Source organism: Rhizobium sp. F40D2 (assembly GCF_051810745.2).
Lineage (GTDB): Bacteria > Pseudomonadota > Alphaproteobacteria > Rhizobiales > Rhizobiaceae > Rhizobium.
Window position 1 is genome coordinate 3102976 of the sequence record NZ_CM131436.1, and the last position, 15097, is coordinate 3118072.

Sequence of the window (15097 nt, forward strand, 5' to 3'; positions counted from 1 at the left end):
TTAGACCTCATGCAATTCGGATTGAAGGGCGTCGGCTTCGAGGTCGGGCTCCTGCGGCGGCAATGGCAGCAGGGCGGCAAGCACGATGCCGGCAGCGGCGCCGAGGCTGACATGCCAGGGCGAGCCGACATAGCGATAGGCGAGCACGGACGCCACTGCGCTGACGAGCGCCACGGGCAGGAAATTGTCGCGCTTTCGGAAGCCGAGGACGATGCCGAGGAAATAGGCCGGCAGCAGGATATCGAGGCCGATCGCCTTCGGATCGCCGATGAAGCCGCCAAGCATGCCGCCGATGACGCTGATCAGCACCCAGGGGATATAGATGATGATGCCGAAGCCGAGATACCAGACGAAGGTGAGTGGCCGGCCGGATTCACCGCGCTTGACCGCTTCGGCAAATTGCGGATCGACGAGCAGGAAGAAGGTGAAGAATTTCTGGACCGGCGTGAAATGGCCGATGTAGCGCGCCAAGGCCGCCGAATAGAGCACGTGGCGGAAATTGACGGCGAGGATCGACAGCACGATCAGCCAGGCATGGACATTGTGGCCGAAGAGTTCGATGCCGACCATCTGGCTGGCGCCGGCATAGACCGTGGCGCTCATGAAGGCGGCTTCGGAAAGCGACATGCCGTTTTCGACTGCGAGCGCTCCGAACAGGGCGGCAAAGGGCGCCGATGCCAGCGCAACGGCGGAGCCGCCCCGCAAACCTTCAACAAAGTCGGCGCGATTCATATGGGTGATCCTGTTGGAAATTCAGCTTTCCCTTATGGTCTAGGTGTTTAGTCCCGGCATTTGATGGTGCAATATTTTCCTTGGCATGGAGGGACGCACTATGGGCCAGGTTCTACACGGGAGCGCCACGACGACAGAGGCAATCCGTCGAGCAATACAAAATAGTGAAGAGAGCCTGAGAACGCTTTCGAAGCGATACGGGATCAACCAGAAAACCGTAGCAAAATGGAAGAAGCGGACATCGTTGGTCGACCTTCCTACAGGCCCGAAGGACCCACACTCGACGACCCTTTCCCTCGAAGAAGAGGCCGTTATCGTCGCCTTCCGCCGGCATACACTGCTGCCGCTCGATGATTGCCTCTACGCTCTTCAGCCGACCATCTCACATCTGACGCGTTCGTCGTTGCACAGGTGTTTGCAGCGCCACGGCATTTCACGTCTGCCGGAGGTCGGAGGCGACAAGGAACCGAAGAAGAAGTTCAAAAGTTATCCGATCGGCTATTTCCACATCGATATTGCCGAGGTGCAGACGGCCGAGGGCAAGCTCTATCTCTTTGTCGCAATTGACCGAACATCCAAGTTCGCGTTCGCAGAACTCTACACCAAAGCCGGCAAGATGAATGCCGCCCAGTTCTTACGCAATCTGATCGTGGCAGTGCCCTACACCATTCACACCGTTTTGACCGACAATGGCATTCAGTTCACCAACCGAGCTTGTGATCGAAATGCCATTCAGCACATCTTTGACTGGGTCTGCGACGATCACAGCGTCGAGCATCGCCTGACCAAGGTGAAGCATCCCTGGACCAACGGACAGGTCGAACGGATGAACCGAACGATCAAGGAGGCGACCGTCAAGCGCTTCCACTACGACGATCATGCGCAGTTGAAAAAACATCTGGCCGACTTTATCGACGCCTACAATTTCGGGCGCCGGCTCAAGACGCTAAAGGGCCTCACGCCTTACGAGTTCATCTGCAAACGATGGACTTTGGAGCCAGATCGATTCATCATCGATCCCATCCATCAAATGCCGGGACTAAACACTTTTTACGCTTGTCTATCCCGGCGGATACAGACATCAGGCGCTCTGGCTGGTTTTCATGATCGCGATGACCGCCTTGACCACAGAGTTCCAGTGTGAAGGGATGGACGTTGCCGGCATCAAGGCTGCCGGCGGCGGCGTAAAGTTCGGGCGCCTGTGCTTCCTGATATTGCTGGCGCTGCAGGTCGTGTCCGGTGTCGAAAAGATCAATCGCGCCTTCGTGGCTGAAATACCCTTCAGCCGGAGCAAGGATTTCGGTGCCTTCATGCAATCGCGCCCCGATCTCAGGGATGCGATCATCATGGCAGATCCCGACTATCTCGTGGAAGCGCTGCCTTATTATGTTTCCAATCGCACCTATCTTCCGCGGGAGGAGCGGTTCGGCGCCATCGTGCGATATACCCAAAACGCGCGGCTTTCGCTCAGCCTTGCCGATATGCTGCAAACGGCGCGTCGATTGCAGCAGAGTGAGCAGGTGCCTGTCGTCATTCTGCTTTCGCAGCGGATCGACCAGATTGCTGCACCTGTCTCCCTGCGTGAAAGCTATGTTTGGCAATTGTCCCTGACGCCGGAGGATATTTCGGCTTTCCAGAGTGCGACAGAGCTCGTCAAACGCTTCGGCCCCACTGCCGGGAGCGATGAGAGCTACGACGTCTATGTGATGAAGTAAGACGCCGGACTGCGGTCTCCCTCAGCCCTCCCGCTTCATCCGCTCCCGGCGCGCGACTTCGGCCTGCGAAGGCTCCGACATGGCGAAACTGCCGGGTTCGACCTCGCCGGTGCGTTCGTAGACGCTCATGATGACGCCGGTGGTCGATACCGAGTTGGCGGTCAATTTCAGCGCTTCCGGTTTGGCGCCATGGCCGAAAAGGCGCTTGCCGGGGCCGAGGATCACCGGGAAGGTCAGAAGCCGGAGTTCGTCGATCAGGTCGTGCGCCAGCAGGGTTTGCAGAAGGCCGCTGCTGCCCTGGGTGAGCAGGTCCGGGCCATCCTCCCGTTTCAACCGGGCGACCTCGGCGGCGGCATCGCTGCGCAACGCAATGGAATTTTCCCAGTTAAGCGGCTCCGCCGAGGTGGTCGCCACATATTTGGTCGCGGCTTTGAAGGCCTTGCCGATGGGATCGTCTTCACCGACAAAGGGCCAGTGGGCTGCGAAGATCTCGTAGGTCTTGCGGCCGAGCAGCAGCGCGAAGGGATCGGTGAATATTCCGTCCATGAACTGGCCCATCGCCTCGTCCCAATAATTGACGGTCCAGCCGCCAAGGGTGAAGCCGCCGGTCGGATCCTCCTCAGGCCCGCCGGGCGCCTGCATCACGCCATCCAGGGTCACGAAGGCTGCGGTCACAAGCTTTCTCATCTCGCGGCTCCCATGGTTGGTGTGTTCATAGCCAAGGACGGATGGGCGTGCGCCAATCCGACATTCCTCGCACTGTTTTTAAAGCCTGGCGCGTAAAACGACATGCATAAAGACAAGGAGCTAAAGTGCGGGGAGCGAATCTGAAAATCGCGAGGCGCTTTAGCTTGAGTTAACTGGCCAGGATTTCGGTGCTGTCGATGGTGGCGATGCCATGGGCGCGCATCTCCTCGATGGCGGCGGCGACGCCTTCGGGGGTGATGCCGCGGCTTGCATCCTCGATGAAGCGGACGCGGACACCGGGGATCATCTCCAACGCGTCGAGCGCGGAGAACTTGACGCAATAGTCGGTCGCCAGTCCGCAGACGTCGAGATCGGTGACACCCTGGCCCTCGAGGAAATCGGCAAGGCCGGTCGAGGCATCGCGGTCATTGTCACGAAAGGCGGAATAGCTGTCGATGTCGGGATCCTCGCCCTTCTGCTGGATCAGGTCGATCTCTTCGGATTTCAGCGCGGGATGCAGTTCGGCATCGAGCGTGCCCTGAATGCAGTGGTCGGGCCACATCATCTGCGGCTTGCCCGACAGTTCGCCCATCTCGAAAGGTGCCGCACCCGGATGGGCGGAGGCGAAACTGCCATGGCCCGGCGGGTGCCAATCCTGGGAGGCGACGATCAGATCGTATTTGCCACTGTCGATCAGGCTGTTTGCGATAGGAACCACCTTATCGCCATCCGGGACCGGCAGATTGCCGCCCGGACAGAAGCCATTCTGAATGTCGACGAGCAGCAGCGCTTTCATCAAGGCCAATCCCTTCGCTTATTCCAGTGTACAGACGCCAAGCATATTGAACGCATCAACTAGTGGATTTCCAGGCGCCGGCGCGCAAGTGTTAAATCTGGTGCTAGCGGTAGTAAGTGGCTGAAAAAGAATACGCTAATGCAACCAATGAGAGAATTGGCGGCGGCTCTCGTGTCGAAATGGAAGGGAAGGCGGAAGAGGCTTTTGCCTCTGGCGGATCGAGGCTCCCCCGGCGGAGCCTCATGCCGAACTATGCCGCGGTTACGCCGTCGGCTGCGGAATCACTTGCCGCGGGGGATGCGCCGTAGGTATTGCGGTGGGCTTGGAGGGCCGTCTGCATGTCGCTCAGCACTTTGGTGAGCAGCGGATCGCTGTCGCCGGAGGTGCTGATCTTGTTCGGATCGGCGGCGAGGAATTCGGCCTCGGTCAACTTGCCGTCGCCATTGGTATCCATCGCGGCAAAGACGTCCTTGGAGGTGCCCTCGCTCTGATCGTTGCCGTCGCTCTGATCGTCGCTGCCGTCGGTCTTCTGCAGGGACAGCATCAGCGACAGGATGTCCGCGGTGATCTTCTTGACGATATCGGCGCTGCTGTCGTCGCCGTCGGCGGTGGTCGCCGCCGCGCCGGATGACGAGGACGGCGATGCGGCGGCGAGTTCGTCCGCCGAAACGACGCCGTCGCCATTCTTGTCGAGGCTGGAGAGCGGAGACTGATACTGGGATAATGTGCTGCCGAGAGATGAAACACTGGTCACTTGAACCTCCTTCGAAAAGTTCGTCGTGAAGCCCGCCTTTCATGGACGGGCAGGTTCCGGGCTAAGCTGATTTGCGCAAAGCGTCAAAGCGACGTTTTGACACGTTAACTTTTCGGTAACAAAGATATCCTATTGGAATTATTGTATTTTCATAGTCGCTGAGTTCAGCCGAACGGCGTTCTGCGCCGATGATCGCATGAGATCGCGCCGGCGCGGCTTGCGGACAGGGCGTTGAGCGCTGAGCCGGACCTCCGCCGCTACGGCATTTCGTCCGCCGTCCCGGAGCGCGATGCCAGCAAGCCTTAGTGATGTCGCCCGAAAACCGCTCACAGTTTTCGGCATCATGCTCTGGGCCGATCTTGCTCCCAGCCGCGATTTCTGCCTTTCTTGCTGAGACGCAAGCCGGAAGCGAAACCATGTCCGAGGCAGAGCCGAACGAGAAGATCGATGCGACATTCCGCAACGGATCGCTGACGGCGACCGGGATCATCCTCGGTTTCTCCCTCAATTTCATCAGCCTCTGGGTTTCCAATCCCAATGACTGGAGCCGCATCGATCTGCTGCCAATGTCATTCCTGATGGTCGGCATCGCCATTCAAGTGAAGGTGTTTGCCGATCTCTTGGCGCGGGACTCGCTGCTTGCCGTCAAATATGACCGGTCGCGCCGGCTCTTTCTGATCGGATTGTCGATCGTCGCCGTCGGGATGGGGATCGCCCTGATGAACGATATTCTCGGACTCGGCAGCATGCGGATGCTCGGGTAAAGGGTCTCGCGTCGCGCCGAGGTGATTATCACACGCGCTCGACGAACCCGTCCAGCACCCGCTTCTGCCCGGCTCGGTCGAACTCGATCGTCAGCTTGTTGCCTTCGATGCCGGTGATATTACCGTTGCCGAATTTCAGATGGAACACACGGTCGCCGAGGGTGAAGCGCGAAGGCTCCGACGAGGTGGATTTTGCCACCAGTTCGCCTTCGATCGTCCGTCCCTTCGGGCCGCTTTCGCCATAGCCGATGCGTTCGACGGCGTGGCCGGAGCGGGAACCCCAATTGTCACGCGTGGCGTCGGTCTTGTTTGCCTGGGCGCGTTTCCAGCCGGGGTGGAATAGGAATTGGCAAAAGGCTCGGCCTTGTCGAAGCGGGACTGGCCGTAGCCGCCGCGGCCATAGCCACCATAGCCCTGCTCCATTTCGGCGACCTCGACATGGGTTTCCGGCAGCTCGTCGAGGAAACGCGAGGGCAGGGTCGATTGCCATAGCCCATGGATGCGGCGATTGGAGACGAACCAGATGTGGCAGCGGTGCTTGGCGCGGGTGATGCCGACATAGGCGAGGCGGCGTTCCTCCTCCAGGCCGGCGCGGCCGCTTTCATCGAGCGAGCGCTGATGCGGAAAGAGGCCTTCCTCCCAGCCTGGCAGGAAGACGGTGTCGAACTCCAGGCCTTTGGCCGAATGCAGCGTCATGATCGAGACGGCATCGAGGTTCTCGTTGGTCTCGGCATCCATGACGAGAGAGACGTGTTCGAGAAAGCCGCGCATCGACTCGAAGCTTTCCATCGAGCGGATCAGTTCCTTGAGGTTCTCAAGGCGGCCGGGCGCTTCGGCGCTCTTGTCGTTCTTCCACATGTCGGTATAGCCGGACTCTTCGAGGATCTGCTCGGCAAGTTCGGTATGCGGTGTGTTTTCAAGCAGTTCCTGCCATCGGCTGAAAGATTGAATCACGTCGAAGAGGGCTTTTCGCGCTTTCGGCTTCAGCTCATCCGTTTCGATGATGTCGGCGGCGGCCGCAAGCATCGGGATATCGCGTGCTCGCGCGTAGTCATGCAGCGCGCGCACCGTCGTGTCGCCGAGGCCGCGCTTCGGCGTGTTGATGATGCGCTCGAAGGCGAGGTCGTCGGAGGCTTGAGCGACAAGGCGGAAATAGGCCATGGCATCGCGGATCTCCAGGCGCTCGTAGAAGCGCGGGCCGCCGATGACGCGGTAGTTGAGGCCAAGGGTGACGAAGCGGTCTTCGAATTCGCGCATCTGGAAGGAGGCACGCACGAGGATCGCCATGTCGTTGAGCAGATGTTTGCCGCGCTGAAGCTGCTCGATTTCCTCGCCGATGGCGCGGGCTTCCTCCTCCGAATCCCAGGAGGCGTGCACCTGGACCTTGACGTCATCCGGATCTGAGCGGTCGGTGAACAGCGTTTTGCCGAGCCGCCCTTCATTGTGGGCGATCAGATGGGCGGCGGCCCCGAGGATATGTTCGGTCGAGCGGTAGTTGCGCTCGAGCTTGATGACCTTGGCGCCAGGGAAATCCTTTTCGAAGCGCAGAATGTTGTCGACCTCGGCGCCGCGCCAGCCGTAGATCGACTGATCGTCGTCGCCGACGCAGCAGACGTTCTGCGGCTCGCCCTTGGCGCGCTGGGCGAGGAGCCGGAGCCACATATATTGAGCGGTGTTGGTGTCCTGGTATTCGTCGACGAGGATATAGCGGAAGCGGCCGTGATATTCCTTCAGAAGATCCGGGTTCTTGCGGAAGATCGCGATCGGATGCATCAACAGGTCGCCGAAGTCGCAGGCGTTCAGCGTCGTCAGGCGCGCCTGATAGGCGAAATAGAGATCGCGGCCGCGGCCGTTGGCGAAGGCGCGGGCGTCGCCCTCGGGGATATCGGCCGGGCCGAGCCCCTTGTTCTTCCAGGTGTCGATCATGCCAGCGAACTGCTTGGCCGGCCAGCGCTTGTCGTCGAGACCTTCGGCCTGGATCAGCTGCTTGATCAGGCGGACGACGTCGTCGGTGTCGAGAATGGTGAAATCGGAGCGCAGGCCGACGAGCTCGCCGTGGCGGCGCAGAAGCTTGACGCCGATCGAGTGGAAGGTGCCGAGCCAGGGCATCCCTTCGACAGCGCCGCCGACGAGCAGCGCGATGCGTTCCTTCATCTCCCGGGCCGCCTTGTTGGTGAAGGTGACGGCGAGGATCTGCGAGAGGAAGGCGCGGCCGGTATTAAGAATATGGGCAATGCGCGTCGTCAGCACGCGCGTCTTGCCGGTTCCGGCGCCGGCGAGCACGAGGACCGGGCCTTCCAGGGTTTCGACGGCTTCCGTCTGCTCGGGGTTCAGCCCTGAGAGATAATCCGGCCGGCTGCCGCCGTCGCGGGCCGCCATGGCGCGGGCGGCAATGCCGCCGACGGCGGGCGCCCTTCCGGCGGGTGCGGCAGGCGGCTGCGGCTTGCGCGCCATCTCGCCCGGCTCTTCGTCGAAGAAGGGAATATCGTCGAAACTATTGCTCATGGCGCGTAATGTAGTGATTCGGGAAGGAAAGACCAGAAAAGATGTTCTGCTTTCATTCCCATGCCGCCGCTACTCCAAGGGGTTTGCGCATGGCGGCAGCGCCGCCGAGCGCGACGGCGGCGACACAACGGAAAAATTTCAGCCGCACTCTGTCGGAACCGGCGCCGGCGGGGCGTCCTTGGATCATCGGACAGCGGTCCGGGTCAACCGTCAACAAGGAGGCTGTATCATGGCGAAGGTCGTTTCAAATCTCTGGTTCGCGAAGGAAGCGCGCGAAGCCGTCGAATTCTATGTGTCCATCATCCCGGATTCCGGGATCGGCCGCACCACCATCCTTCCGGCAGAAACGCCGAGCGGGCCTCCCGGCAGCGTCGAGTTGATCGAGTTCACGCTTGGCGATCAGGCCTTCCTGGCGATGAAAGCCGGTCCGCTCGATAGCTTCAACCATTCCTTCTCGATCGCGATCCTCTTGGAAAGCCAGGCCGAGATCGATCGGGTCTGGGAAGCATTCCTCGCCAATGGCGGCACGCCGGAGGCCTGCGGCTGGCTGAAAGACCGTTGGGGACTTTCCTGGCAGATCGTGCCGCGCATGCTTTCCGAGATGATCGCCGACGACGACCGCGAGCCGGCCAAGCGCGTGACCGAGGTGATGCTCGGCATGGTCAAGATCGATGTCGCGGCGCTGGAGCAGGCATTCAACGGCTAAATTGCGCCGGCGGCGAATGGTTCGAACGATTGGCTCAAGGCCGGCATGCGACCGTTTCCACCATCGCGGGCGCCGATCGGCACATGCTGTCCAGCATCGACTCTGCGCAGATTTGGCTGCCAATCGTCGATTTTTCCGGAACTCGAATCACGGGCGACATTGCACACCCTTTTCATCTTTCTGTCACGTCGCGAAATGTGCTGATACCGCACGGGTGCTTTATTCAACTATAATGAGAAACAGTTTCGTAGAGTAAAAATAACCGGTGCATGCACGTTTTTGTGCGTTGCAAGAAGCAGCCGGTGAGCGTCGAATATACCTACGAAATTATTGATTCTTAGGAACGTCGTAGCCATCTCGATGGTTATACGACTTTGAGCCTGCGGCATAACCTTACTGGAGGGCCCATGCTGAACGAATCCGTATTCGATGCGTTTACGCGCAGTTACGAAGCGCGCCGCGAAACCGATATGTCGGTGGCCGAGTATCTCGATCTCTGCAAGAAAGACCCGATCGCCTATGCCAATGCGACCGAGCGCCTGCTCGCCGCGATCGGCGAGCCGCAGATGGTCGATACTGCGAGAGATGCGCGGCTCGGGCGAATCTTCATGAATAGGACCATCCGGATCTACCCGGCCTTTGCCGGTTTCCACGGCATGGAAGAGACGATCGAACGCATCGTTTCCTTCTTCCGGCACGCGGCGCAGGGGCTCGAGGAGCGCAAGCAGATCCTCTACCTGCTCGGCCCCGTCGGCGGCGGCAAGTCGTCCTTGGCGGAACGGCTGAAGCTGCTGATGGAGGTTCATCCGATCTACGTGCTGAAGGCTGGCGACGAAATCAGCCCTGTTTTCGAAAGCCCGCTCAACCTCTTCGATCCGGAGACGATGGGGTCTCTGCTCCAGGAGCAATACGGCATCCCGCTGCGGCGCCTGAACGGGCTGATGAGCCCGTGGTGCCTGAAGCGGCTCGATGACTTCGGCGGCGACATTTCCCGCTTCCGCGTCGTCAGAATTCAGCCTTCGCGTTTGCGCCAGATCGCCATCGCCAAGACCGAGCCGGGAGACGAGAACAATCAGGATATCTCGTCGCTGGTCGGCAAGGTCGACATCCGCAAGCTTGAGACCTACTCGCAGAACGATCCGGATGCATACAGCTATTCGGGCGGGCTCAACCGCGCCAATCAGGGCGTGCTTGAATTCGTCGAAATGTTCAAGGCACCGATCAAGATGCTGCATCCGCTGCTGACGGCGACGCAGGAGGGGAACTATATCGGCTCCGAGAACATCGGCGCCATCCCCTTCTCGGGCATTGTTCTCGCCCATTCGAACGAGGCGGAATGGCAGACCTTCAAAGCCAACAAGAACAACGAGGCCTTCATTGACCGGATCTGTGTGATCAAGGTGCCCTACTGCCTTAGGGTGACGGAAGAGCAGAAGATCTACGAGAAGCTGATCGAGGGATCCGAACTCGCGGATACGCCGTGCGCTCCGGCAACGCTCGAAATGCTGGCCCGTTTTTCGGTGCTTTCACGCCTGCGCAAGCATGAGAACTCGACGTTCTTCTCGAAGATGCGCACTTATGACGGCGAGAGCCTGAAAGAAACCGATCCCCGCGCCCGCAGCGTTCAGGAGTACCGAGATGCTGCCGGCATCGACGAGGGCATGGACGGCATATCGACCCGCTTCGCCTTCAAGGTGCTCGCTTCCACCTTCAATCACGACACCACGGATATTGGCGCCGACCCTGTGCATCTGATGTATGTACTGGAACAGGCGATCCGCCGCGAGCAGTTTTCCGACGATGTCGAGAAGCGCTATCTGGAATTCATCAAGGCTGATCTTGCGCCACGCTACGCAGAGTTCATTGGCAATGAGATTCAGAAGGCTTATCTTGAATCCTATGCGGACTACGGACAGAACCTGTTCGACCGCTACGTCGACTATGCCGATGCCTGGATCGAAGACGTGGATTTCAAGGATCCCGATACCGGCCAGCTTCTCGACCGCGAGCTCCTCAACCAGGAACTGACGAAAATCGAAAAGCCGGCTGGAATTGCCAATCCGAAGGATTTCCGCAATGAAATCGTCAAATTCTCGTTGAGGTCGCGGGCAGCCAACGGCGGAAAAAATCCGTCATGGACGAGTTACGAGAAGATCCGGGAAGTGATCGAGAAGCGTATGTTCTCGCAGGTCGAAGATCTTTTGCCGGTCATTTCGTTCGGATCGAAGAAGGATTCGGAAACAGAAAAGAAGCACAGCGAATTCGTCTCGCGCATGGCCGCGCGGGGTTACACGGAGAGGCAGGTTCGGCGCCTCGTCGAATGGTACATGCGCGTCAAACAGGCAAGTTAATGCGGAGCCACCATGCACATTGTCGACCGTCGGCTAAATCCGCGCGGTAAAAGTCTGGAAAATCGGCAACGGTTTCTTCGGCGCATGAAAGGCGCCGTGCAGCAGGCGGTCAAACGTTCTCTGCAAAACCGCAACATCCGCGATGTACTCGACGGCGGGGAGATCAGCCTGCCGATCGACGGAATGGCCGAACCGAGCCTTCGCAAAGGCGAAGGCGGCACCGCCGATCACATCCTGCCGGGAAACAGAGCCTTCGTCGAAGGCGATATTATTCCGCGCCCGCCGGGCGGCAGGGGTGGAAAGCCAAAAGATGCGGGCGAGGGCGATGGTGAGGACGGTTTCCGTTTCGTGCTGACGCGCGAGGAATTCCTCGATGTGTTTCTCGACGACCTGGAACTGCCCGATCTTGCCAAACGGCGTCTCGCCGAAACCGAAGAGGAAACGCCGTTGCGGGCCGGCTATTCCGTGTCCGGATCGCCGTCCAACATCGCCGTCGGCCGCACGACGCGGCTGGCGATGATGCGCCGCGTCGCGCTTCACCGTCCGCGCCGCGAAGAGATCGAAGCCCTGCAGCGGCAGATCGAGGAATGCGAGGACGACGAAAACCGCCTGGCGCTCGAGGCGAAACTCAAATCCCTGACGGAAAAAAGCCGTCGCATTCCCTATATCGATCCGCTCGACGTGCGGTACCGCCGTTACGAAAACGAGCCGAAACCTGTGGCCAAAGCCGTGATGTTCTGCCTTATGGACGTCTCCGGCTCAATGTCGGAACACATGAAGGACCTTGCGAAGCGGTTCTACCTGCTGCTCTATCTCTTCCTGTCGAAGCGCTACAAGAAGGTGGAGATCGTCTTCATCCGCCATACCGACAAAGCCGAGGAAGTCGACGAGGAAACCTTCTTCTACGGTCCGGCGACCGGTGGTACGCTTGTTTCCAGTGCCCTTGCGGCCATGCGCGGGATCATTGCGGCGCGTTTCGATCCAGCAGAGTGGAACATCTATGGCGCCCAGGCTTCGGACGGCGACAACGCCCATTCGGACGGAAACCTGAGCGGACAACTGCTGCGCGAGATTTTGCCGCTCTGCCAGTATTTCGCCTATATCGAGGTCGGCGAAGAAGGCGGCGACTCGTCGGTATCGCGTTCACCGCTTTGGATGCTCTATGACGGGATCCGCTCCGATCTGCTGCCGCTTTCGATGCGCAAGGTCTGCCGGCGAAGCGAAATATTCCCGGTTTTCCACGATCTCTTCCAGAAGCGTGACGCACAGTCGAGGGTGACGCCATGAACACGACGATGAGGCCAAGAGATCGGCTGTTGTTCGAGGGGGCCGACTGGGATTTTTCGACGCTCCAGCGCATCCACGACGCCTGCGAGGAGATCGCGCTCGGCGAACTCGGCCTCGACGTCTATCCGAACCAGATCGAAGTCATCACCTCGGAGCAGATGCTGGATGCCTATTCCTCGACCGGCATGCCGCTGTTTTACCGCCATTGGTCCTTCGGCAAGCATTTCGCGCATCACGAAGCCTTCTACCGCCGCGGCATGCGCGACCTCGCCTATGAGATCGTCATCAACAGCTCTCCCTGCATCTCCTATCTGATGGAGGAGAATACGGCGACGATGCAAACGCTCGTCACCGCGCATGCGGCCTTCGGGCACAACCATTTCTTCAAGAACAATTATCTCTTCAAGCTTTGGACGGATGCGGAGGGAATCCTCGATTACCTCGATTTCGCCAAAGGTTATATCACCCGCTGTGAAGAGCGTTACGGCGAGACGGCTGTCGAGCGGACGCTTGATGCGGCGCATGCGCTGATGTCGCACGGGGTGCATCGCTATGCGGGCAAGACCACTGTCGACCTTCGCCAGGAGGAGAAGCGGCAGCAGGAGCGCCGTGCTCACGAAGAGCAGATGTTCAACGATCTGTGGCGCACGGTTCCGGTCGGCAAGGCCAAAAAGACGAGCGACGGCGGCCTGGAGAAACGCCGCGCCGCACTTGGTCTTCCGCAGGACAACATCCTCTATTTTCTTGAGAAAACCGCGCCGCGGCTGCAGCCATGGCAGCGCGAGATCCTTCGCATCGTCCGCCATGTCGCCCAATATTTCCATCCCCAGCGGCAGACCAAGGTGATGAACGAGGGAACCGCGACCTTCGTCCATTACCAGATCATGAACCGGCTTCACGAGCGCGGGCAGATCAGCGACGGAAACTTCCTCGAATTCCTGAAGTCGCACTCCAATGTGGTGTTCCAGCCGAGCTACGACGATCGGCGGTTCTCAGGGTTCAACCCCTATGCGCTCGGTTTTGCGATGATGCAGGATATCGAGAGGATCGTCACCGAGCCGACGGAAGAAGACCGCGCATGGTTTCCCGATATCGCCGGCCGCGGCGATGCGATGGCCGTCCTGCGCGATATCTGGGCCAATTACCGGGACGAGAGTTTCATCAGCCAATTCCTCAGCCCGAACCTGATCCGCCAGTTGCGGCTGTTCCACCTCTACGACGACCCCGAACAGACCGAGGGTGTGCTGGTTTCGGCGATCCACAATGAGCGCGGATATCTGCGCATCCGCCGCCAGCTTTCCCGCGAATACGATATCGGCTGGACCGATCCGGCAATCGATATCGTCGATGTCGACCTCGCCGGCGACCGCCGGTTGCTGCTGCAACATATCATGATGAGCGGCAGCTATCTTCAGGAAGCCGACACAAGGGCTGTCCTCCAGCACCTCGCCGATCTCTGGGGCTACGACGTCCTGCTTCAGGAAATCGATAGTTCGAACACCGTGGCGAGGGAGCACACGGCGAGCCCGCGCAAGATCGCTCAATGATCCCTGATATTTCTCCGAACCGTGTTGGTTACCATCGATAGTGTGCAATTATCGATGGTAACGAAGACAAAGGCTTAGTAACTTACCGCCGCTGCAATCGCCCATCACTCACCTACATTCCACGTTTGCAGCGACCTTGCGGGAGCAGACAGCGCGGAGACGAGAGACCATGAGTGAAACGCGGCGCAAGCTGACGACGATCTTCTGTGCTGACGTGCAGGACTATACCCGGCTGATGGGGGCCGACGAGGAGGGGACGCTTGCGGCGCTGAAGCGCTGTCGGGAGGCGATGGCGCGCCTGATCGAAAGCCATGGCGGGCGAGTCGTCAACACCTGGGGCGACGGACTGATCGCCGATTTCCCGAGCGTGGTCGAGGCGGTGCGCGCCGCCGTCGATACCCAGAACGAACTTGCCGGCTTCAACGCCCGCCGCCCGGAAGACGGACGCATGCTGTTCCGCATCGGCATCAATCTCGGCGACGTGATCGTCGAAGACGACGACATCTACGGCGACGGCGTCAACATCGCCGCGCGGCTTCAGGCCTCGGCTTCGGCCGGCGGCATCGTCATCTCAAGCACCGTCTACGACCAGGTCCGCAACAAGGTCGCGGTCGGTTTTGAGTTTCTCGGGCCGCTGATGGTGAAAAACGTCGATGAAGGCGTGCCGAGCTACGCGGTGAAGATCGGCGATGCCAAGGATGAGACGCCGCCTCCCCGACGACTAGGCCCCCCGCGGCCGCAGCCGCAGCCAGCGGCTCAAATTGCCGAAGCAAGCCCACAACCTGGCAGACGCAGGCTGTTCGCTGTGCTCGGCGTCATCGCGGCTGTGCTGATCGGCATCAATCTTTTATCGTGGCAGGGCATTTTCTGGGCGCGCTTTCCTGTGCTCGCGCTCGCCGTCGTCGCGGCGTTCGCCTGGAACCGCAACCAGATCCTGTTCAACCGGAAGATCACCTCTCTGGCGATCGTGGCGCTCGGCATTGCCGGCATCAACCTCTTCACCTGGACGGGACAGTTCTGGGCGGTGTGGCCGATACTGGGAATTGCGGCCGTCATGGGCTTGCGATGGTCGATGAGCCGATAGACATCCAACCCGCATCGGCAGAGATTTTGCACGGCATCTCGCCCGCCCATCGGTGGCGTCAAAGACACGGCGAGTGTTCGTTCAAGCAAAAGTGAGCGGCGGGGTTATTTCAATTCTTTGCTGATATTACAAATCGGTAATGCCGGCTGCTTATGCTTGCTGGTACGCT

General features: G+C 59.8%; 12 protein-coding genes and 2 pseudogenes. 8 read left to right on the forward strand and 6 right to left on the reverse strand.

Annotated elements, in window-relative coordinates:
• Positions 1-732, reverse strand: a complete 732-nt coding sequence (locus tag ACS4RS_RS14825; RefSeq protein WP_439010371.1) for an AzlC family ABC transporter permease — start codon at positions 730-732, stop codon at positions 1-3.
• 100 nt (positions 733-832) lie between these two features.
• Here ACS4RS_RS14825 and ACS4RS_RS14830 point away from each other — a divergent pair, with 100 nt between their 5' ends.
• Positions 833-1876 (forward strand): IS481 family transposase, encoded by a 1044-nt coding sequence (locus ACS4RS_RS14830; protein WP_439010370.1) that lies wholly within the window; start codon positions 833-835, stop codon positions 1874-1876.
• Positions 1779-2447, forward strand: a pseudogene (locus tag ACS4RS_RS14835) (hypothetical protein); the annotation flags it as partial. The gene ACS4RS_RS14830 and the pseudogene ACS4RS_RS14835, both read left to right, overlap by 98 nt.
• A gap of 21 nt (positions 2448-2468) precedes the next feature.
• On the opposite strand, the gene ACS4RS_RS14840 reads toward ACS4RS_RS14835, so the two are convergent.
• The 3 genes from ACS4RS_RS14840 to ACS4RS_RS14850 all read right to left on the reverse strand — a co-directional run bounded on the left by ACS4RS_RS14840 (position 2469) and on the right by ACS4RS_RS14850 (position 4684).
• Positions 2469-3134, reverse strand: a complete 666-nt coding sequence (locus ACS4RS_RS14840; RefSeq protein ID WP_439010369.1) for a dihydrofolate reductase family protein — start codon at positions 3132-3134, stop codon at positions 2469-2471.
• A gap of 169 nt (positions 3135-3303) precedes the next feature.
• Positions 3304-3930 carry a bifunctional nicotinamidase/pyrazinamidase gene (pncA, locus tag ACS4RS_RS14845; RefSeq protein ID WP_439010368.1) on the reverse strand — a complete coding sequence of 209 codons (627 nt, stop codon included), beginning with the start codon at positions 3928-3930 and terminating at the stop codon, positions 3304-3306.
• 250 nt (positions 3931-4180) lie between these two features.
• Positions 4181-4684 (reverse strand): hypothetical protein, encoded by a 504-nt coding sequence (locus tag ACS4RS_RS14850; protein WP_439010367.1) that lies wholly within the window; start codon positions 4682-4684, stop codon positions 4181-4183.
• A gap of 416 nt (positions 4685-5100) precedes the next feature.
• Between ACS4RS_RS14850 and ACS4RS_RS14855 the strand changes: the two genes are divergently transcribed.
• Complete coding sequence (locus ACS4RS_RS14855) at positions 5101-5448, forward strand: hypothetical protein (protein WP_012558348.1); 348 nt, start codon at positions 5101-5103, stop codon at positions 5446-5448.
• A gap of 28 nt (positions 5449-5476) precedes the next feature.
• Here the strand turns inward: ACS4RS_RS14855 and ACS4RS_RS14860 are convergent.
• A pseudogene (locus tag ACS4RS_RS14860) lies at positions 5477-7953 on the reverse strand (ATP-dependent helicase).
• A gap of 52 nt (positions 7954-8005) precedes the next feature.
• Positions 8006-8140, reverse strand: coding sequence for a hypothetical protein (locus ACS4RS_RS14865; RefSeq protein WP_449313706.1), 135 nt, complete (start codon positions 8138-8140; stop codon positions 8006-8008).
• A 42-nt stretch (positions 8141-8182) separates the two neighbouring features.
• On the opposite strand from ACS4RS_RS14865, the gene ACS4RS_RS14870 reads away from it, so the two are divergent.
• From ACS4RS_RS14870 to ACS4RS_RS14890, 5 genes are all read left to right on the forward strand, one after another.
• The gene (locus ACS4RS_RS14870) at positions 8183-8659 is read left to right on the forward strand and encodes a VOC family protein (protein WP_439010365.1); all 477 of its coding nucleotides are present in this window, start codon (positions 8183-8185) and stop codon (positions 8657-8659) included.
• A gap of 407 nt (positions 8660-9066) precedes the next feature.
• Positions 9067-11010, forward strand: a complete 1944-nt coding sequence (locus ACS4RS_RS14875) for a PrkA family serine protein kinase (RefSeq protein ID WP_449313707.1) — start codon at positions 9067-9069, stop codon at positions 11008-11010.
• Between the two features lie 12 nt (positions 11011-11022).
• Complete coding sequence (locus ACS4RS_RS14880; protein ID WP_449313708.1) at positions 11023-12297, forward strand: YeaH/YhbH family protein; 1275 nt, start codon at positions 11023-11025, stop codon at positions 12295-12297.
• Complete coding sequence (locus tag ACS4RS_RS14885; protein ID WP_439010363.1) at positions 12294-13844, forward strand: SpoVR family protein; 1551 nt, start codon at positions 12294-12296, stop codon at positions 13842-13844. Before ACS4RS_RS14880 ends, ACS4RS_RS14885 begins: the two co-directional genes overlap by 4 nt.
• Positions 13845-14013: 169 nt before the next feature.
• Positions 14014-14928, forward strand: a complete 915-nt coding sequence (locus tag ACS4RS_RS14890; RefSeq protein ID WP_439010362.1) for an adenylate/guanylate cyclase domain-containing protein — start codon at positions 14014-14016, stop codon at positions 14926-14928.
• Positions 14929-15097 lie beyond the last annotated feature (169 nt).